At 58.0% G+C, this 18,424-nt stretch carries 17 protein-coding genes and 1 other RNA gene; 12 read left to right on the plus strand and 6 right to left on the minus strand.

All coding sequences use genetic code 11. The features are described 5' to 3' along the window. Window positions 1–514: 514 nt before the first annotated feature. Window positions 515–1,174, plus strand: coding sequence for a hypothetical protein (locus ACP7CJ_RS00005; protein ID WP_426099722.1), 660 nt, complete (start codon window positions 515–517; stop codon window positions 1,172–1,174). Window positions 1,175–1,176: 2 nt separating this feature from the next. Here ACP7CJ_RS00005 and ACP7CJ_RS00010 read toward each other — a convergent pair whose 3' ends face one another. Together ACP7CJ_RS00010 and ACP7CJ_RS00015 are read right to left on the minus strand one after the other, a co-directional pair. Continuing rightward, window positions 1,177–2,370, minus strand: a complete 1,194-nt coding sequence (locus ACP7CJ_RS00010) for a DNA cytosine methyltransferase (RefSeq protein ID WP_426099721.1) — start codon at window positions 2,368–2,370, stop codon at window positions 1,177–1,179. Between the two features lie 504 nt (window positions 2,371–2,874). Next, on the minus strand, window positions 2,875–3,855 hold the full coding sequence (locus ACP7CJ_RS00015; RefSeq protein ID WP_426099720.1) for a tyrosine-type recombinase/integrase: 981 nt from the start codon (window positions 3,853–3,855) through the stop codon (window positions 2,875–2,877). Between the two features lie 182 nt (window positions 3,856–4,037). On the opposite strand from ACP7CJ_RS00015, the gene ACP7CJ_RS00020 reads away from it, so the two are divergent. Together ACP7CJ_RS00020 and ACP7CJ_RS00025 are read left to right on the plus strand one after the other, a co-directional pair. Continuing rightward, window positions 4,038–4,682, plus strand: a complete 645-nt coding sequence (locus ACP7CJ_RS00020; protein ID WP_426099719.1) for an MBL fold metallo-hydrolase — start codon at window positions 4,038–4,040, stop codon at window positions 4,680–4,682. A gap of 212 nt (window positions 4,683–4,894) precedes the next feature. Further along, the gene (locus ACP7CJ_RS00025) at window positions 4,895–5,668 is read left to right on the plus strand and encodes an OmpA family protein (protein WP_276196562.1); all 774 of its coding nucleotides are present in this window, start codon (window positions 4,895–4,897) and stop codon (window positions 5,666–5,668) included. Between the two features lie 68 nt (window positions 5,669–5,736). On the opposite strand, the gene ACP7CJ_RS00030 is transcribed toward ACP7CJ_RS00025, so the two are convergent. The 4 genes from ACP7CJ_RS00030 to ACP7CJ_RS00045 all read right to left on the minus strand — a co-directional run bounded on the left by ACP7CJ_RS00030 (window position 5,737) and on the right by ACP7CJ_RS00045 (window position 9,183). Next, complete coding sequence (locus tag ACP7CJ_RS00030) at window positions 5,737–6,318, minus strand: BON domain-containing protein (RefSeq protein ID WP_247406343.1); 582 nt, start codon at window positions 6,316–6,318, stop codon at window positions 5,737–5,739. Then, on the minus strand, window positions 6,315–6,908 hold the full coding sequence (locus ACP7CJ_RS00035) for a phosphoheptose isomerase (protein ID WP_247406346.1): 594 nt from the start codon (window positions 6,906–6,908) through the stop codon (window positions 6,315–6,317). The genes ACP7CJ_RS00030 and ACP7CJ_RS00035 overlap by 4 nt, the downstream gene beginning before the upstream one ends. Window positions 6,909–7,000: 92 nt before the next feature. Then, window positions 7,001–7,372, minus strand: coding sequence for a YraN family protein (locus ACP7CJ_RS00040; RefSeq protein WP_247406349.1), 372 nt, complete (start codon window positions 7,370–7,372; stop codon window positions 7,001–7,003). Beyond that, a complete protein-coding gene (locus ACP7CJ_RS00045) occupies window positions 7,372–9,183 on the minus strand; it encodes a penicillin-binding protein activator (RefSeq protein ID WP_276196563.1) in 1,812 nt (603 codons plus the stop codon). Before ACP7CJ_RS00045 ends, ACP7CJ_RS00040 begins: the two co-directional genes overlap by 1 nt. Before the next feature lie 187 nt (window positions 9,184–9,370). Between ACP7CJ_RS00045 and rsmI the strand changes: the two genes are divergently transcribed. The 9 genes from rsmI to mraY all read left to right on the plus strand — a co-directional run bounded on the left by rsmI (window position 9,371) and on the right by mraY (window position 18,421). Further along, window positions 9,371–10,276, plus strand: a complete 906-nt coding sequence (gene rsmI / locus ACP7CJ_RS00050; RefSeq protein WP_426099718.1) for a 16S rRNA (cytidine(1402)-2'-O)-methyltransferase — start codon at window positions 9,371–9,373, stop codon at window positions 10,274–10,276. Window positions 10,277–10,372: 96 nt separating this feature from the next. Beyond that, window positions 10,373–10,726, plus strand: an RNA gene (gene rnpB, locus ACP7CJ_RS00055) — RNase P RNA component class A. A 355-nt stretch (window positions 10,727–11,081) separates the two neighbouring features. Further along, window positions 11,082–11,537, plus strand: coding sequence for a division/cell wall cluster transcriptional repressor MraZ (gene mraZ / locus ACP7CJ_RS00060; RefSeq protein ID WP_003171868.1), 456 nt, complete (start codon window positions 11,082–11,084; stop codon window positions 11,535–11,537). Next, window positions 11,534–12,481 carry a 16S rRNA (cytosine(1402)-N(4))-methyltransferase RsmH gene (rsmH, locus tag ACP7CJ_RS00065; RefSeq protein ID WP_425262724.1) on the plus strand — a complete coding sequence of 316 codons (948 nt, stop codon included), beginning with the start codon at window positions 11,534–11,536 and terminating at the stop codon, window positions 12,479–12,481. Before mraZ ends, rsmH begins: the two co-directional genes overlap by 4 nt. Beyond that, on the plus strand, window positions 12,478–12,771 hold the full coding sequence (gene ftsL / locus ACP7CJ_RS00070; protein WP_247403609.1) for a cell division protein FtsL: 294 nt from the start codon (window positions 12,478–12,480) through the stop codon (window positions 12,769–12,771). The genes rsmH and ftsL overlap by 4 nt, the downstream gene beginning before the upstream one ends. After that, a complete protein-coding gene (locus tag ACP7CJ_RS00075) occupies window positions 12,771–14,513 on the plus strand; it encodes a peptidoglycan D,D-transpeptidase FtsI family protein (protein ID WP_426099735.1) in 1,743 nt (580 codons plus the stop codon). The genes ftsL and ACP7CJ_RS00075 overlap by 1 nt, the downstream gene beginning before the upstream one ends. Next, window positions 14,513–15,976: a UDP-N-acetylmuramoyl-L-alanyl-D-glutamate--2,6-diaminopimelate ligase gene (locus tag ACP7CJ_RS00080; RefSeq protein WP_426099717.1), complete on the plus strand. Its 1,464-nt coding sequence runs from the start codon at window positions 14,513–14,515 to the stop codon at window positions 15,974–15,976. Before ACP7CJ_RS00075 ends, ACP7CJ_RS00080 begins: the two co-directional genes overlap by 1 nt. Further along, window positions 15,969–17,339 carry a UDP-N-acetylmuramoyl-tripeptide--D-alanyl-D-alanine ligase gene (locus ACP7CJ_RS00085; RefSeq protein ID WP_426099716.1) on the plus strand — a complete coding sequence of 457 codons (1,371 nt, stop codon included), beginning with the start codon at window positions 15,969–15,971 and terminating at the stop codon, window positions 17,337–17,339. The genes ACP7CJ_RS00080 and ACP7CJ_RS00085 overlap by 8 nt, the downstream gene beginning before the upstream one ends. Next, on the plus strand, window positions 17,339–18,421 hold the full coding sequence (gene mraY / locus ACP7CJ_RS00090; protein WP_247403613.1) for a phospho-N-acetylmuramoyl-pentapeptide-transferase: 1,083 nt from the start codon (window positions 17,339–17,341) through the stop codon (window positions 18,419–18,421). Before ACP7CJ_RS00085 ends, mraY begins: the two co-directional genes overlap by 1 nt. The last annotated feature ends 3 nt before the right edge of the window (window positions 18,422–18,424 follow it).

Below are 18,424 nucleotides of genomic sequence, written 5' to 3' on the forward strand. Positions count from 1 at the left end.
GCATTCAGCCAAGCCGTTCAAGTGGAATAAAACGGCTGAGGCCATCATTAGCTCGGTACATAAAGCGAAGCTGAGTGTGATAAAAAATAAATTAATGGATTAACCGCTCAGGCCACTAGCGTTCAGATCGGTTGGGAGCCCAACGAAGCAGTCACCCCTTCCGGGGTCACTAACACCGAGACCAGGAGTTAGGTCTGCAGGGCTTGAGCAGCCGAAGCCCGTCATTTCACATGCCCACGCAGGCGGTAAAGGCCAACACACTGCGTGCCTGATCGATAGATTTGACTACCGTCGCCAAAAAGTGTCATCCAAAAGTATCTCGAAGCCTATGAAAGCTCTACAGCTAATCCCCTTCCATTCCTTGAAAAAATTTGTCACCATTCGAATTTTTCAGTAAAAACTTGAAGTGCATTCTATTTTAAAGCACACAAGAAACATGGGGCTCTATATGAATCGACACTTTTAAATAGAGCAAAACAAACATCGTTTACAAATGAAGTAGGGACTACAAGTTATGAAAGGGTTTCAGGATGATGATCGCGAACTGGCCATGTGTAAGCTATTTGAACTGCGCAAAGACGAACTTGAAAACCGGTCAGGAATAGACGCATTCCTTGATCTTAATGGAACTTCCATACCGTTCGAGCTTAAAACCACCTCTAAAGGCTCAGTAACCACCGTTAGAGACTTCGGACTTGACCACATAGAAAAATGGGTAGGCAAGCATTGGCTAATCGGGTTTTTCCACAAAGGACACAACTTCTATATGTATGGCTCACCTTGCGCAATGGAGCCATGGATTAAAAGCAAAGAGAACTATATTGCGCCAGATATAAAGTTAACAGCAATTTCCTCTTCAAAGCTAGACATGCAAGACGTGACGGAAATACTAGGTGACAAGGATGTCTATACACTAGACGACGCAAAATCACTTCAGAAAAAGCAGTATTCCAGCTCCAGATACCGAGAACTAATGGATGTCCGCGGAGGCTACAGTAAGGAAAGAATGCTCGAAATCATGAAAGACCGAGCAACTTATCTTATGGCGCGAGGCAGCACCCTGAATAATCCTCACATCCCTCTTTCGTACTTCGAGGGATGGATTAAGATCGAAGATAATCATGCCCGTCAGCTACGTGCATTAGTAACCACTTATCTTCTTGAAAAAGGTTGATTTTAATCTTTCAGCGCTAATGCGACATTTTTAGCAACTTGATAAGCAACTGGAGGGGCAACAGAATTTCCTATTTGCCCCAACACTTGATAAACCGCGCCAGAAAATTTCCAGCTCTGCGGGAATCCCTGAAGTAGAGCGACATCCTGGACAGACAATCTAAAGTGTTGATTTTTTGCCGGGAAACTCGACGCTGCCAGCCTGTCCTGCTGGACCCCGTTTGGCCACACCTCCATATCACCCCAAGTTTTTTGCCCCGCTGAGCTATTGAGAACTGACGTAGTGTTTCTTTTACCTGTAAATCCACTTCGAATGGTTGGAGCCAAGTTATCAAACTTGGTATCACTTAAACCTAAAGCCTCTCTAACCCCCATCGTTCGTTGTAGAACGCCTTCAAACAATGGAATCGTTTCCTGCTCAGAAAATCCATCCTTTGGACGCCACTGATGAGTCGGCTGAGGGATTTCAAACCTGTTGAAATCCTTGGCGCTCCTGAACCCAACAAAAAAGACTCGACGTCGAATCTGCGGAACGCCGTAATCAGAGGAGTTCATTTCAAACTTTACTATCTTGTAGTCTTTTAATTTATCTAGAATATAAATTCTTACAAATTGCTCAAACTTTGGATTTAGAATACCAAGAACATTTTCCGCGACAAAAGCCTTGGGTTTTATCGTATTAACAGCACGAATAAACTCCCCCCACATATTGCGCTCATCGTCGATGCCTTTTTGCTCGCCTGCGATCGAAAATGGCTGACATGGCGGACCTCCATGAACAATATCAACACCACTCTTGTACGAATCCCACTCGACCTTCGTTACATCACCGGAGTCTGGACCGCCGAAAACAGTCCAATTTGGTCTATTGCCGGTAAGAGTTTCTTTGCAGATTGGGATTAGTTCATAGGACGCAACGTGACGATATCCTGCACGATCGAAGCCTAAATCCAAGCCTCCGCCACCAGAAAACAAACTCAGGCAGCTAAGATTATTGTCCTCCAGTTGAGGCATAAGTGCACATGCGTCAAGTCTGGGAACATTCACTTTATGCAGCGACGTCAGCAGGCCCAACTTGGCGGAGGACTTTGCCAAGCGGGAGTCTTGAGAAGTTTGACGATAGTCGTCTCGCTTTTTATCAGTGAGCACATACTCCCTTTTTGGTGAGTTTTTGTACACAGATACGCTGCTAGCCACTATTCAATCCCCATTAGAGCGCAAAATTCATGCTCGCTATCCTACCAGCCTCATTTCCGAAAGTCAGCTGCTTTTTTTGAAGCAGCAGTGGCATAGGTGATCTGAGACCGTGATGGCAGACTGCCTTGAGATTCGAGGGGGTTTCTAGCACAGCTAAGGGGTTAGCCGGCCACGCACGCCCAACACAAGGGGGCTGTACCGAATCCTCTTTTGATTGACCTGATGGTCTCGATATCAGTTCATGAGAGTTGGGGACTCGAAATAACCCCGTTAATTTTATGGAGAGACACTCGCCATCAATCATTTTTATCCGCAAGATTCAGGGTGTGTGATGGGCAAGAAAGATACGCCCAAGGTGCGGCGCTCAGGTATTCCTACTTTTGCGAAACTACGCTCAACGCCTTTGATTACGTTGCATTCGGCTTGCTATACCTTCGCTAACCTATGTGCTATTTCGGTAGGCTCACCGCATGGCACGCGAAGTCATAATCAGCGGGTTGAGTGCTAGGTGAGCTTCTTGGCTAAATCCTCTGTTTTAGGATGGTAATAACGCATGAGCATGCGCGTATCCTGATGGCCAGTGATCTTGGTCAGTTCGTGCAGGGGGAAGATTTCCGCTAGACGCGAGGTTGCCTCATGGCGTAGATCGTGGAAGCGCAAATCCATCAGGAACGGATCGGCCTGGATGCACTTATCGATCTTGTCCTGTGAGAGTTTCTTGTGTTTGAGGTGGAGGGACAGACCTTCCGTGTAGGCGTTGCGTGCATCGGCGATAGCATTCGCGAATGCTTTGGTGATTGAGTCGGGCCTGCTCCGAAAACAGCGACCATCCTCTCGCTCAGCAAGGTTACTCAATATGTCTACTGCCTTGCTGGAAAGAGGAACGCCACGGGAAGAGCCGTTTTTGGTCATCGGCAGCAGAGCAACTCGCTTGTCTAGATTGACGTTAGCGCTTTGTAAACCAGTTATTTCACTGCGTCGCATCGCTGTTTCTACAGCGAAAGTCATGATTTTGGGTAGCTCGGTCGAGCGAGAGTAGCGGCAAATCATTTCCAGCTCGTCCACGTGCTCGTAAAGCAGTTTCCCACCTTTTTGCGTGCATACATCGGCACTGAGAATCCGTCGCTCGCGTGAGTCGTCAACGCTTGGTTGGCGGATGAGTTCGACTGGATTGGTCAGAGACTCCATGCGCCACTCTTTGCGGGCGATGGTGAATACGTGAGAGATCAAGGCGAGTTCTCGGCGGACCGTGGCGGGGGCCAGCCCCTCTTCGAGGCGTCTATCACGGTAACTCGCCATATCGGAGCCTCGAATGCTGGCAAGCGAGCGAAGAGCCAGTGGGTGACGTTGCATGGCCTGGATACGTGACAGTTCTGAGGCGCTGCTGCGTTTTTTGCTGGTCACCTCCTTGGCGTACAGCTCCAGGGCGCTGGCGAAGGGGGTCGCTTCGGCTTCGCTGCGGCTGACGAATACGCCGGCATCCATTTCCCTCTCTATCATGGTCGCCCAGGTTTTTGCTTCGAGCTGGGTATTGAATGTGCGTGTCTGTTGGGGCCACCCTTTACGTCTGATCTGGGCGTGCCATTGGTGGGGGCCTTTCTTCCTAAACGTCGCCATCGCTTTTCGCACTGTGCCAAAAATGTGCCATTAACTTTACAGGAACACCCATGGAAGCCGCAAAGCCCTTGCTTATTCGCGAAACCTTCCCCGTTGGCCCTTTGCAGTGCAACTGCACCATCATCGGCGACCCCATCAGTAAAAAAGCCATCGTAGTCGACCCCGGCGGCAATCACGAACTGATCCTGGCGCGGCTCGATGCGCTGGGTCTCAAGGTGGTGAGCATCATTCACACCCACGCCCACCTGGATCACTTCCTGGCTTCCGGCCAGTTGAAGGAGAAGACCGGTGCAACCCTGCACCTGCACAAGGCCGACCAGTTTCTCTGGGACAACCTGGAGATGCAGTGTCAGATGTTTGGCGTGCCATATACGCCGGTGCCGTCCCCGGACCGTTGGCTGGCCGACGATGAAGAGCTGGCCTGCGGTTGCGGCGTAGCATTGCATACGCCGGGGCACACGCCGGGGTCGATGAGTTTCTGGTTTGCCGACGCCAAACTGCTGATTGCCGGGGATACGCTGTTTCGCCGGGGCGTGGGCCGCACGGATTTGTGGGGCGGGGACCAGGCGGCGATCGTGCGGTCGATCAAGCAGCGGTTGTATACGTTGGATGAGGCTGCGACGGTGGTGACCGGTCACGGGCCGGATACGCGACTGGGTGATGAGATGCGTGAGAACCCCTTTGTGCGCGCATGACTGCAGCGCAAGCGCTCAAGCCCTGTAGCAAAAAACTCAGCATGTGTTCAGCGTGCGTCTGCTACGGTTTGTGCCGCGACGGTAGTCCTGAATCTTTTGTTACAGGTCGGGATGTGTCCACGGAATTTTTACCGTTTGTCGCGTTCAAATCTCGGCAAAGATCCATTGTCCATGTCCTCTGCACCACAGAGTGCAAAAGTAGGAGCTCCTCCATGTTCACTCCGCGTCGTCTGCTAGTTGTCGCTACTGCCGTAGCCTTGTTATCTGGCTGTGCTTCACCTAATCCGTATGACGGTAGCAGTCAGGGACAGGCGAGTAATGAATCCGGTGGCATGAGCAAGACCGCCAAGTACGGCGGCCTCGGTGCCCTGGCCGGTGCGTTGGCCGGTGCGGCCATCGACCATAACAACCGTGGCAAGGGCGCGCTGATCGGTGCGGTCGTCGCGGGGGCAGGCGCAGCGGGTTATGGCTACTACGCCGACCAGCAGGAAAAGAAACTGCGCGAAAGCATGGCCAATACCGGTGTTGAGGTTCAGCGCCAGGGCGATCAGATCAAACTGATCATGCCGGGTAACATCACCTTTGCCACCAACTCGGACGCGATCTCCAGCAGTTTCTACATGCCGCTGAACAACCTGGCCAACTCGCTCAAGCAGTTCAGCCAGAACACCATCCAGATCGTGGGTTACACCGATAGCACTGGCAGCCGCCAACTGAACATGGACCTGTCCCAACGCCGTGCGCAGAGTGTGGCGAATTACCTGACATCCCAAGGCGTCAGCGCCGCCAACCTGAGCGCTCGCGGTGCCGGTCCGGATAATCCGATTGCCAGCAATGCCGACGTCAACGGTCGCGCTCAGAACCGGCGTGTAGAAGTGAACCTGGGCCCAATCCCAGGCCAGCAGTACGGCCAGCCTGCTGCCCAGCAACAGGCGCCACAGCAGAACAACCAGTTCCAGGGCAACCCGTACTCGCAATACCAGTAATCACCCGCTAATAAAAAGGGCGCCCTGCAGTGAATGCAGGGCGCCCTTTTTTATGGCTGTCGGTTACATCAATCGATGTACTCGAACACCTTCACGATCCGCTGCACGCCGGATACACCCTGTACCAGGTTCGCCGCACGGGTCGCTTCCGCCTGGGTCAGCAGGCCCATCAGGTAAACGATGCCGTTGTCGGTGACGACTTTGATGCGCGAACCGGGAATTGCGTTATCGGTCAGCATCTGCGCCTTGATCTTGGTGGTCAGCAGCGCGTCGTTGCTGATGGCCAGCAGGGTGATCGGGTCCATGACCTGCAATTCGTTGTGGACCTTCTTGACTCGCTGCACGGCCGAGGCGGCTTGTTCGGCCTGGGCCTTGAGGTCGGCACGCGGCGTTTGGCCGGCGAGCAGCACCACGCCGTTGAAGCTGGTCACGACGATGCGCGACGCGCCATTGCCCAGGTCCGTAGCGGCCTTGGCGACGTTGACCTCGACCTTGGTTTCGATCAGCGAGTCGTCAATCTTGCTGCCGAAGGTGCGGGTGCCCTTGTCGTCCTGGATAGGGGTGTCACGTGTCGCGGTGATTGCCGTGCTGCAGCCGCTGATGCCGAGGCACAGCGCGATCGCCAATAGGCTGAGGCGTTTAACGGTCATTCTTCACTCCCGAACAGTTGGCTGTCGATCAGATCGCACAGGCAGTGGATCGTCAGCAGGTGGACTTCCTGAATACGTGCGGTGACATTGGCCGGGACGCGAATCTCCACGTCCTCGGGCAGCAGCAGTGAGGCCATGCCGCCGCCGTCGCGACCGGTCAATGCTACGACAACCATTTCGCGATCATGTGCGGCCTGGATCGCCTGAATAATATTCGCCGAGTTGCCGCTGGTGGAAATCGCCAGCAGCACGTCGCCCGGTTGGCCCAGGGCGCGGATCTGCTTGGAGAAGATTTCGTTGTAGCTGTAGTCGTTGGCGATCGAGGTGATCGTCGACGAGTCGGTGGTCAAGGCAATGGCCGGCAGGCTAGGACGCTCGCGCTCGAAGCGGTTGAGCAACTCGGACGAGAAATGCTGGGCATCGCCGGCCGAGCCGCCGTTGCCGCACGAAAGCATTTTGCCCTCGTTGAGCAAGGCGTTGACCATGACCTGACTGGCTTGCTCGATGTGCGGTGCAAGTACGTCCATCGCCTGTTGCTTGGTGTCGATGCTGGCCTGGAAAAGCTGGCGAATTCGGGATTGCATGTCCATCTGTGTGACCTTAAGTAGCGCGGCTATTTGGCACAGGAATGTGCAGCCCGCAAAGCAAAGAGCAAAAGTGTGTGGTGAAGATGTCCGGCGAATCAGCTGTCGAAGGCATCTTTGAGCCAGTTCAAATCAGCTTTGCCAGACGGTGTGCTTTCAATGGCAACCACATCGAAACGGCAGGGGGAATCAGCCCAGCGATGCTCCTTGAGCAGGAAAAACTGCGCGGCGAGTATCAGCTTCTGACGCTTGCGCCCATCGATACTGGCGAGCGCGCCACCCCATTGTGCGTGTTTTCTGTAGCGGACTTCGACGAATACTACTGTATCGCCGTCAAGCATGACCAGATCAAGCTCGCCGCGGTTACACAACCAGTTCTGCGCCAGAAGGCGCAGACCCTGTTGTCGAAGGTACTCAAGTGCTTGGAGTTCGGCATCCTTGCCGCTTTGTGCGCTGGACCTCTCGGGCATCAGCGTGGGGTATCGGGCAGACGCTGGACTTCGCCTCCGACGAACTTCGCCCAGGGCATCTGGCGGTCAACGCGCTGGTTGGCGCTGATGCCCAGGCTGCCGGAGAGGCCGTCAATGCGTGTGTCTGGCAATGCCTTGAGTTGGCCCACGCGTGGCGCCAGGCGGTATGCATCGACGCCCATCGCGTACAGGCGGCCAAGGCTGCCATTGGCTTGTGGCCATTGTGCGGCAACCTGGTTGCGCAGCGGGTCGGTGGTGTTGAGCAGCCAAGGGGTCTCGCAGAACATGACGTTGGTCATGTCCAGGTACTGGTTTTTGTCGCCGCTGGCGCTGAACACGTGGGATGTCGCATACACCGGCACGTCACCGGCGTACTGGAAGTTCAGGGTCGGCTTGATCTGCTGGGCCAGTTGCGGGGGGACGGCCATGAAGATGAACTCGATGTCCTGGCGACGCGAAGGCTGTGCGGCGACGTCGGTGCCGACGGCGCTTTGCAGGCTCTTGGCACGGCCTTCGCTTTTACGCAGTTGGAACAGATCGGCAATTTGCTGGGCGAGGGCGACCGGTTGGTCGACGTACTCGACGCCGACAACGGTGCCGCCGTTGGCTTCCCAATCCTGACGGAAGGCCTTGTAGACACGCTCACCCCATTCGCCACGGGGCACCATCGCGGCGGCGCGGTGCAGGCCGTCGGCACGGGCGCGGCGCGAGACTTCGCGAGCTTCGTCTTCAGCCGCCAGGCCGAACTGGAACAGTTGCGCCGGGTTTTGATCGGTCTCGCTGTAGTTCAATGCCAGGGTGGTAATCGGCAATTGCGGGCGCGCGCTGAGCTGTTTGACCAGCGGTTTTTCCAGCGGGCCGACGACCAGTTGCACGCCGGCGGCCTTGGCCTTGGCGTAGAAATCGTCGAGGGACGTCAGGCGCGAGCTGTCATAAAACTCGATGACCGGCGGCTTCTGCCCGGCTTGTTCAGCCTGGTAGTGCGCGGCCATGAAGCCTTCGCGTAGCGCTTTGGCAACGGCGGCCAGTGGGCCTTCCTGCGGCAGCAGCAGGGCGATCTTGTTCAGCGGCTGGCTCGCCAGCTCCTTGAGTTTGGTCAGCGGCGTCGGCAGTTGCACGGCCGCCGGGTGGCCTGGGTTTTGCGCGCGCCACGTGTCAATGGCGGCTTGCTGTTGCTCCAGCGTGCCGGCGCCCTTGACCGCCTGGGCCAAGGTGATCCAGCCGTCGAGCGTCGGGTTGCCGCTGGCTTGCAGTTGTTCGGCCGGCAGCGCGGCAATCAACGCCCAGATGGCTTCATGGTTGCTCTTCGCGGCGTCGCCTGTCAGCAGTGGCGCCATGGCCACACGCTCACGAGCGGCGGCCAGGGTCTGGCCGTCGGCTTCATAAGCACGCGCATGTACGGTGCCGGTGCGAACCTGCTGTTCGGCCGGCAGCTCCTTCAGGTTTTGCAGGCTGGGGTGGTTCAACGCCGTCAGCGCGGCCTTGGGCTGGTTGCGCGCCATGGCCAGTTCGGCGGCCAGGGTGCTGGCGAATATCTGCGCGGCGGGCTTGAGAGCATCCAGTGGCACCTGCGCAAGAATCTGCGACGAGCGGCCTGCGTTGTTCTGGTGGTAGGCCATGTCCGCCGCACTCAGGCGCAGCAGCGCAGCTTTTTCGGGCGTGTTGGCGGTGGTCGCCTGTTCGAGCAGTTGTTCGATACTGGCGTCCGGGGTCCGTGGCAGGTCGCCAAGGCTGGACGAGGGCGAGCTGGCACAGGCGCCCAGCAAGGCAGCGAGGCAGAGGGCGGAGAGCAGCCGCAGACAAGGGATCATGTAAATGTTCCTGATACCGATCAAATTAGCGTGGAATTGTACCCAAGCACTGGCCCAGGCGCGATGTTACTGGCGTGAAACCGTCAATTTAGATGGTGCAAATGTTGCGTTTGGGTGGGTGCGCCCGACCGACGGCTGAAACGGCATCCATCTCGATGGCATATTTCCAGGGCGCCTACGCGCTACAATGTGGCTTTTGCCAACCATCGAGGTGTGCGTTTTGACTGCTCCAGGTCCTTTGAATTCCACTGCAGGCTCGCTTTTTGTCGTGGCGACGCCCATTGGCAACCTGGACGACATCAGTGCCCGGGCGCTTAAAGTGTTGCGCGACGTTAAATTGATCGCGGCGGAAGACACTCGGCACTCACAGCGTTTGATGCAGCATTTTGGAATCAGCACGCCATTAGCCGCCTGCCACGAGCATAACGAGCGCGAAGAAGGCAGCCGTTTTATCACCCGCCTGCTGGCCGGTGACGATGTGGCGCTGATCTCCGATGCTGGCACCCCGCTGATTTCCGACCCCGGTTACCACCTGGTGCGCCAGGCGCGTGCCGCCGGTATCAATGTAGTGCCTGTTCCGGGCGCATGCGCGTTGATTGCGGCGTTATCCGCCGCGGGGTTGCCATCGGATCGTTTTATCTTCGAGGGTTTCCTGCCTGCCAAGGCGGTGGGGCGTCGCGCACGTCTTCAGGCGCTTAAAGAAGAGCCGCGCACGCTGATCTTCTATGAAGCCCCGCATCGTATCCTCGAATGCCTGCAGGACATGGAGCTGGTGTTCGGTGGCGAACGCCTGGCGCTGCTGGCCCGTGAGCTGACCAAGACCTTCGAGACACTCAAGGGGTTGCCGCTGGAAGCGCTGCGCGCGTTTGTCGAGGGTGACAGCAATCAACAGCGTGGCGAGTGCGTGGTGCTGGTGGCGGGTTGGACGGCGCCGGAACATGAAGACGCAGTCGGTGGCGAAGCCATGCGTGTCCTGGATCTGCTGCTCAAGGAGATGCCCCTTAAGCGAGCGGCCGCGCTGGCGGCGGAAATTACCGGCGTGCGCAAGAATGTGTTGTATCAGGCCGCACTGGATAAACAGAAAGCCGAATAGTTCCGGGGTTAGGCCGGTATTCCGTCTGGACGTGATGGCATTGCTGCACTTTTAATACTTGTCCTAAGCCCGTCGTGCCGTTAACCTTCGCGGCGGAGAGTCGATTGGACAGTCGCTGCCTTCTATGAAAATTAGGGGGGGGAGGAAAGTCCGGGCTCCATAGGGCGAAGTGCCAGGTAATGCCTGGGAGGCGTGAGCCTACGGAAAGTGCCACAGAAAATAACCGCCTAAGCACTTCGGTGCCGGTAAGGGTGAAAAGGTGCGGTAAGAGCGCACCGCACGTCTGGCAACAGTTCGTGGCTAGGTAAACCCCACTTGGAGCAAGACCAAATAGGGTCCCAAGGCGTGGCCCGCGCTGGGACCGGGTAGGTTGCTAAAGATGTCCAGTGATGGCCATCGTAGACGAATGACTGTTCAAGACAGAACCCGGCTTATAGATCGACTCTCCACCTTTTTTCCTTCTGTCCGAATCTCGGACAGAAACCCGGTAGTAACGCAAGAATCCCTCCCTGCCAAATGATTGGCAGATGCATCTTCGTAATACCAAAAAAATCTTACTCTTAATAAATTACTTTAACTTTGAGCCATAGCTCTTTGAGCTATTAGTGCTTATTGAGCCAAAAATACCGCCGAACTCTGGTTTCTCCTCCTTTTACGCTCCTAAATCTCCGTTCTGTAAGGCTTTTCCTTGAATCCGCGCCTTGACGGTGTGGTGGGCGCATTCCTATAGTGTGCGCAAGTGGCGGAAAGTGGCACAAAGTGGGTTTTTTGAACGTAAAACGCTAAAATTGGGAGAAACGCATCTGTGTTTCGCGGAGCCAACGCTATCAGTCTCGATGCAAAAGGCCGTCTCGCTATGCCGAGCCGGTATCGTGACGAGCTCATTTCGCGAAGTTCCGGACAGTTGATCATCACTATCGATGCCGTTGACCCTTGTTTGTGTGTTTACCCCCTCGATGAGTGGGAGTTGATTGAAACCAAGCTGCGCGCCCTGCCTTCGTTGCGTGAAGAAAACCGCCGTCTGCAGCGTTTGCTGATTGGTAATGCCGTCGACCTCGAGCTCGATGGCAGCGGTCGTTTCCTGGTGCCACCGCGTCTGCGCGAGTACGCCAAACTCGACAAGCGCGCAATGCTGGTGGGCCAACTGAACAAGTTCCAATTGTGGGACGAAGATGCCTGGGATGCTGTTTCTGCAGCTGACCTGGCTGCTATTCAACAACCGGGCGCCATGCCTGATGAACTGCGTGATTTGATCCTGTGACTATTGATAGCGGCTTTAACCACATCACCGTACTGCTTGACGAAGCCGTTGAGGCTCTCGCCGTACGCGCGGATGGCTGCTATTTGGATGGCACCTTCGGCAGGGGCGGGCACAGTCGGTTGATACTCAGCCAACTCGGGTCCGACGGTAAACTCCTCGGGTTCGACAAAGACCCCCAAGCGATTGCCACCGGGCAAGCGCTAGCGGCCGAAGACGGCCGCTTTGTCGTTGTACAACGCAGCTTTGCCGAGCTGGGTGCCGAAGTCGCCGAACGCGGCATGGCAGGCAAGGTGGCCGGAGTTTTGCTCGACCTGGGCGTGTCTTCGCCACAGCTCGATGACCCGGAGCGCGGTTTCAGTTTCATGAACGACGGCCCGCTCGATATGCGCATGGACCCCACCCGTGGTGTCAGTGCTGCCCAGTTCATCGCCACCGCACCGGTGGAAGAAATCGCCCGGGTGTTCAAGGAATACGGTGAAGAGCGCTTCGCCGGCCGCATGGCGCGTGCGGTGGTCGAGCGCCGGGAAATCCAGCCGTTCGAGCGCACCGCCGACCTGGCCGAAGTGCTGAAAGTCGCCAACCCTGCCTGGGAAAAGGGTAAGAACCCCGCCACCCGTGCGTTCCAGGGCCTGCGCATTCACGTCAACAACGAATTGGGCGATCTGGAAGCGGGCCTCGACGCCGCACTGGAAGCCTTGGAAGTGGGTGGTCGCCTGGTGGTGATCAGCTTCCACTCCCTGGAAGACCGCATCGTCAAGCTGTTCATGCGTCGCCTGGTCAAGGGCGAATCCGACAACCTGCCGCGCAACCTGCCGGTACGTTTCGAAGCCTTCGTGCCGAAAATCAAAGTCCATGGCAAACCGCAGTTCGCTTCCGAAGCTGAACTCAAGGCCAACCCTCGTTCCCGTAGCGCCGTCATGCGCGTCGCGGAGAAGTTGCGGTGAGCAGGCTTTTCGCCAAGCCCCTCCCGGGCGGTAGCTTCTTTATGTTGCTGCTGTTTATTGGCGTCTTGGTGTCCGCGATCGCGGTGTCCTACAGCGCCCATTACAACCGCCAACTGCTCAATACCCTGTACGGGGAATTGAGCGTGCGCGATAAAGCGCAGGCAGAGTGGGGCCGGTTGATCCTCGAGCAAAGCACCTGGACTGCCCACAGCCGCATCGAAATACTGGCCACCGAACAGCTGAAGATGCACATCCCGAGCGCGGCCGAAGTTCGAATGGTGGCGCCATGATGAAACTCGAAGGCGCACTTTACCCGTGGCGCTTCCGTCTGATGCTCGGCTTGCTGGCCTTGATGGTCGGCGCAATCGCCTGGCGGATCGTCGATCTGCAGGTAGTCGACCGCGACTTCCTTATCGGCGAGGGCAATGCCCGTAGCCTGCGACATATTCCGATTCCTGCACACCGCGGGCTGATCACCGACCGTAACGGTGAGCCCCTGGCCGTCAGCACACCGGTGACCACACTGTGGGCCAACGCCAAGGAATTGCAGGTGGCCAAGGACAAGTGGCCACAGCTGGCTGCCGCGTTGGGTCAGGACCCGAAAGCCTTGGCCGAGCGCCTGGAAGCTCAGGCCAATAAAGAATTCATCTACCTGGTTCGCGGCCTCACCCCCGAACAAGGCCAGCAAGTGCTCGACCTAAAAGTCCCCGGTGTCTATGGCATCGAGGAGTTCCGCCGCTTCTATCCTGCCGGTGAAACCACCGCGCACATGGTTGGCTTTACCGACATCGATGACCATGGTCGCGAAGGTGTGGAGCTGGCCTACGATGAATGGCTGGCCGGCGTGCCTGGCAAGCGACAGGTCATCAAGGATCGACGCGGCAGACTGATCAAAGACGTCCAAGTCACCAAAAACGCCAAGGCCGGAAAGCCCTTGGCGTTGTCGATTGACCTGCGCCTGCAATACCTGGCCAACCGCGAGCTGCGTAACGCGATCATCGAGAACGGCGCCAAGGCTGGCAGCCTGGTGATCATGGACGTGAAGACCGGCGAGATTCTCGCCATGGTCAACCAGCCGACCTATAACCCGAACAACCGTCGCAACCTGCAACCGGCGATGATGCGCAACCGCGCGATGATCGACGTGTTCGAACCGGGTTCGACCATGAAAGCCATCTCCATGAGTGCCGCCCTGGAAACCGGGCGCTGGAAGCCCAGCGACAAGGTCGAGGTCTACCCAGGCACCTTGCAGTTGGGCAAATACACCATTCGTGACGTGTCCCGTACCGAAGGTCCGGTGCTGGATCTGACAGGTATCCTGATCAACTCCAGTAACGTGGGCATGAGTAAGGTTGCCTTCGATATCGGCGGCGAAACCATCTACCACCTGGCGCAAAAGATCGGCCTGGGCCAACCCACCGGCCTGGACTTTCCGGGTGAGCGCGTGGGCAACCTGCCTAACTACCGCGACTGGAAAAAGGCCGAGACCGCCACGCTCTCCTATGGCTATGGCCTGTCGGTGACAGCGATCCAACTGGCTCACGCTTTCTCTGTATTGGCCAATAACGGTCGAATGGTTCCTTTGAGCCTGATCCACGTCGACGAAGCGCCGAAAGCGACCCAGGTGATTCCGGAAAACGTCGCCAAGACCATGCAAGGCATGCTGCAACAAGTGATCGAAGCACCGCGCGGCGTATTCCGTGCCCAGGTGCCGGCGTATCACGTGGCTGGCAAGTCGGGTACAGCGCGTAAAACCTCGGTCGGCACCAAAGGCTATGCCGAGAACTCCTACCGCTCGCTGTTCGCCGGCTTCGGTCCGATGAGCGACCCGCGCTACGCGATCGTCGTCGTGATTGATGAACCTAGTAAAGCGGGCTACTTCGGTGGCCTGGTGTCGGCGCCGGTGTTCAGCAAAGTGATGTCCGGCACCCTGCGCCTGATGAACGTCACGCCGGACAACTTGGCGCCGACCCAACAAGCGAACGCCGGACCGCCGGCCGCCGCAGTAAAAGCCAATGGAGGGCGCGGCTGATGTCTCTTAGCCTGAACAAGATTTTTGCCCATGCCGGTCGCGATCTGCTGATCCGCGAGCTGAGCCTGGACAGTCGTAATGTACGCGCCGGGGACCTGTTCCTGGCGGTGCCTGGCGGCAAATACGATGGTCGTGCGCATATCGCCGATGCCCTGCAACGCGGCGCCGCAGCCGTGGCTTATGAAGTGGACGGCGCCACCGTGCTGCCAATCACCGACGTGCCGTTGATTCCCGTCAAAGGCCTGGCCGCGCAACTGTCGGATATCGCCGGGCGTTTCTACGGCGACCCGAGCCGCCACCTGAACCTGATTGGCGTGACCGGCACCAACGGCAAGACCAGCGTGACCCAACTGGTCGCCCAGGCCCTTGACCTGCTGGGTCAGCACTGTGGCATTGTCGGCACCCTGGGCACCGGTTTCTATGGCTCGCTGCAAAGCGGCCTGCACACCACGCCGAACCCGATCGCCGTGCAAGCGACCCTGGCCGACCTGAAAAAGGCCGGTGCCAAGGCGGTTGCCATGGAAGTGTCGTCCCACGGTTTGCACCAGGGCCGCGTTGCCGCACTGGCCTTCGATGTGGCGGTGATGACCAACCTGTCCCGCGATCACCTGGACTACCACGGCACGATGGAGGCCTACGGTGCCGAGAAGGCCAAGCTGTTTGCCTGGAATGACCTGAAGTGCCGCGTGGTGAACCTGGATGACGCGTTCGGCCGCGAGCTGGCTGCCCAAGACAGCGAAGCGCGCCTGATCAGCTACAGCCTGGAAGATTCCCGCGCCTACCTGTATTGCCGCGAAGCCCACTTCAGTGACGAGGGCGTGCGCGCCACGTTGGTGACGCCGCAGGGCGAGCACCATTTGCGCAGCACCCTGCTCGGCCGCTTCAACCTGAGCAACGTGCTTGCCGCCATCGGTGCCTTGCTCGGCCTGGACTACGCCCTCGATGAAATCCTGCAGGTGCTGCCGAAGCTGGAAGGCCCGGCTGGACGCATGCAGCGTTTGGGTGGCGGTTCGCAGCCGCTGGTGGTGGTCGATTATGCCCACACCCCGGACGCACTGGAAAAAGTCCTCTTGGCCCTGCGCCCGCATGCTAAAGGCAAGTTGCTGTGCCTGTTTGGCTGTGGCGGTGATCGCGATCGCGGCAAGCGTCCGTTGATGGCCGAGATTGTCGAGCGCCTGGCCGATGGCGTGCTCGTCACCGACGACAACCCGCGCAGCGAAGAGCCAAGCCAGATTTTCGACGACATCCGCGTCGGCTTTAAAGACGCGTCCAAGGCCAGCTTCGTTGCCGGTCGCGGCGCGGCCATTGCCCAATTGATTGCCAGCGCCAGTGCCGGCGATGTCGTGGTACTGGCCGGTAAAGGTCACGAGGATTACCAGGAAATCAACGGCGAACGCCATGCCTTCTCCGACCTGGTCGAGGCCGATCATGCCTTGACCGCCTGGGAGGTCGCCCATGCTTAAAGCGATTAAATTCAGCGAGCTGACCCAGGCCCTCTCGGCGCGCATGCTGTCGGGTGATTGCAGTTTCAATGGCGTCAGTATCGATAGCCGCGCGATCAAGCCAGGCCAACTGTTTGTCGCTCTGGCCGGTCCGCGTTTCGACGGCCATGACTACCTGAATGACGTTGCCGCCAAAGGCGCGGTCGGTGCCCTGGTGCAGCACGAAGTGGCAGATTCGACCTTGCCGCAATTGCTGGTGGCCGATACACGCCTGGCCCTGGGTCAACTTGGCGCGCTGAACCGTGCTGCCTTCGATAAGCCCGTGGCAGCCATCACCGGCTCCAGCGGCAAGACCACGGTCAAGGAACTGCTCGCAGGTGTCCTGCGCACGCGCGGGCCGGTGCTGGCCACCCGTGGCAACCTGAACAACGATTTCGGCGCACCGCTGACCCTGCTCGAACTGGCCCCGGAACACACGGCGGCCGTGATCGAGCTGGGTGCTTCGCGTGTCGGCGAAATCGCCTATACCGTGGCGCTGACCAAGCCTCACGTGGCAATTATCAACAACGCCGGAACCGCTCACGTCGGCGAGTTCGGTGGCCCGGAAAAAATCGTCGAAGCCAAGGGTGAAATCCTCGAAGGCCTCGATGCCTTGGGCACTGCTGTTTTGAATCTTGACGACAAGGCCTTCGAGACCTGGCGTGTACGCGCCGCCGGTCGCAAGGTGCTGACGTTCGCCGTACTGAATGCAGCGGCCGATTTCCACGCGTCGAACATCACGCTCGACGCCCGTGGTTGCCCGTCCTTTACCTTGCATACGCCGCAAGGCGAAGAGCGCGTGCAGTTGAATCTGCTGGGCAACCATAACGTCGCCAACGCCTTGGCGGCTGCGGCTGCGGCTTACGCCCTGGGTGTGTCGCTGTTTGGCATCGCCACCGGCCTGGGCGCGGTGCAACCGGTCAAGGGCCGTACCGTCGCGCAATTGGCGAGTAACGGCATGCGTGTGATCGATGACACTTACAACGCCAACCAGTCCTCGGTCTGCGCCGCCATTGACCTGCTCAAGGGCTTTGATGGGCGCAAGGTGCTGGTGCTGGGCGATATCGCCGAACTGGGCGACTGGGCCGAACAGTCCCATCGTGAAGTCGGCGCTTACGCTAGCGGCAAAGTCGACGCGTTCTACGCTGTCGGCCCGAACATGGCCCATGCCGTCGATGCCTTCGGCCCCGGAGCGCGGCATTTTGCGACCCAGGCTGAGCTGATCCAGGCGCTGCGTGCGGGCGAACAAAATAAACACACAACCATTTTGATCAAGGGATCGCGCAGCGCGGTGATGGAAAACGTCGTCGTGGCCTTGTGTGGCTCAAGTACGGAGAAACATTAATGCTGCTGCTGCTGGCTGAGTATCTGCAACAGTTCCACAAAGGCTTCGCGGTCTTTCAGTACCTGACCCTGCGCGGGATTCTGGGTGTGCTGACCGCGCTGTCGCTGTCGCTGTTCCTGGGGCCGTGGATGATCCGCACCCTGCAGAACCTGCAAATTGGTCAATCGGTTCGCAATGACGGCCCGCAGTCGCACCTGTCCAAATCCGGCACCCCGACCATGGGCGGCGCGCTGATTCTGTCGTCCATCGGTATCAGCACCTTGCTCTGGGCCGACCTGCACAACCGCTACGTCTGGGTAGTGCTGGCGGTGACCTTGTTGTTCGGCGCCATCGGCTGGGTCGATGACTATCGCAAAGTGATCGAGAAAAACTCCAAGGGCCTGCCAAGCCGCTGGAAGTATTTCTGGCAATCGGTCTTCGGCCTGGCTGCGGCGATCTTCCTCTACACGACTGCTCCAAGCGCGGTCGAGACTACCTTGATTATCCCGATGCTCAAGGATGCGAGCATTCCGCTGGGCATCGGCTTCGTTGTGCTGACCTACTTCGTCATCGTCGGCTCCAGCAACGCGGTGAACCTGACCGACGGCCTCGACGGCCTGGCGATCATGCCGACGGTGATGGTGGGCGGTGCGCTCGGCATCTTCTGCTACCTGTCGGGTAACGTGAAATTCGCTGAATACCTGTTGATCCCGTATGTGCCGGGCGCCGGTGAACTGATCGTGTTCTGCGGCGCGCTGATCGGTGCAGGCCTCGGCTTCCTGTGGTTCAACACCTATCCCGCACAAGTGTTCATGGGCGATGTCGGCGCACTGGCGCTGGGCGCGGCCCTGGGCACCATCGCGGTGATCGTCCGCCAGGAAATCGTGCTGTTCATTATGGGCGGTGTGTTCGTGATGGAAACCCTGTCGGTGGTCATCCAGGTGGCGTCCTTCAAATTGACCGGGCGCCGCGTGTTCCGCATGGCGCCGATCCACCACCACTTTGAACTCAAGGGCTGGCCTGAACCGCGTGTGATCGTCCGATTCTGGATCATCACCGTGATTCTCGTACTGGTCGGCCTTGCCACCCTGAAACTGAGGTAGAAA

Source organism: Pseudomonas sp. PSPC3-2 (genome assembly GCF_049897085.1).
Classification (GTDB): Bacteria; Pseudomonadota; Gammaproteobacteria; order Pseudomonadales; family Pseudomonadaceae; genus Aquipseudomonas; species Aquipseudomonas paraveronii.

Bases quoted from the DNA above. Each gene is read 5' to 3' on its own strand.
- ACP7CJ_RS00005 (WP_426099722.1), top strand. From the start codon at position 515: ATGAAAGGGTTTCAGGATGATGATCGCGAACTGGCCATGTGTAAGCTA.
- ACP7CJ_RS00015 (WP_426099720.1), bottom strand. From the start codon at position 3,855: ATGGATGCCGGCGTATTCGTCAGCCGCAGCGAAGCCGAAGCGACCCCC.
- ACP7CJ_RS00020 (WP_426099719.1), top strand. From the start codon at position 4,038: ATGGAAGCCGCAAAGCCCTTGCTTATTCGCGAAACCTTCCCCGTTGGC.
- ACP7CJ_RS00025 (WP_276196562.1), top strand. From the start codon at position 4,895: ATGTTCACTCCGCGTCGTCTGCTAGTTGTCGCTACTGCCGTAGCCTTG.
- ACP7CJ_RS00030 (WP_247406343.1), bottom strand. From the start codon at position 6,318: ATGACCGTTAAACGCCTCAGCCTATTGGCGATCGCGCTGTGCCTCGGC.
- ACP7CJ_RS00035 (WP_247406346.1), bottom strand. From the start codon at position 6,908: ATGGACATGCAATCCCGAATTCGCCAGCTTTTCCAGGCCAGCATCGAC.
- ACP7CJ_RS00040 (WP_247406349.1), bottom strand. From the start codon at position 7,372: ATGCCCGAGAGGTCCAGCGCACAAAGCGGCAAGGATGCCGAACTCCAA.
- ACP7CJ_RS00045 (WP_276196563.1), bottom strand. From the start codon at position 9,183: ATGATCCCTTGTCTGCGGCTGCTCTCCGCCCTCTGCCTCGCTGCCTTG.
- rsmI (WP_426099718.1), top strand. From the start codon at position 9,371: ATGTGGCTTTTGCCAACCATCGAGGTGTGCGTTTTGACTGCTCCAGGT.
- ACP7CJ_RS00075 (WP_426099735.1), top strand. From the start codon at position 12,771: ATGAAACTCGAAGGCGCACTTTACCCGTGGCGCTTCCGTCTGATGCTC.
- ACP7CJ_RS00080 (WP_426099717.1), top strand. From the start codon at position 14,513: ATGTCTCTTAGCCTGAACAAGATTTTTGCCCATGCCGGTCGCGATCTG.
- ACP7CJ_RS00085 (WP_426099716.1), top strand. From the start codon at position 15,969: ATGCTTAAAGCGATTAAATTCAGCGAGCTGACCCAGGCCCTCTCGGCG.
- mraY (WP_247403613.1), top strand. From the start codon at position 17,339: ATGCTGCTGCTGCTGGCTGAGTATCTGCAACAGTTCCACAAAGGCTTC.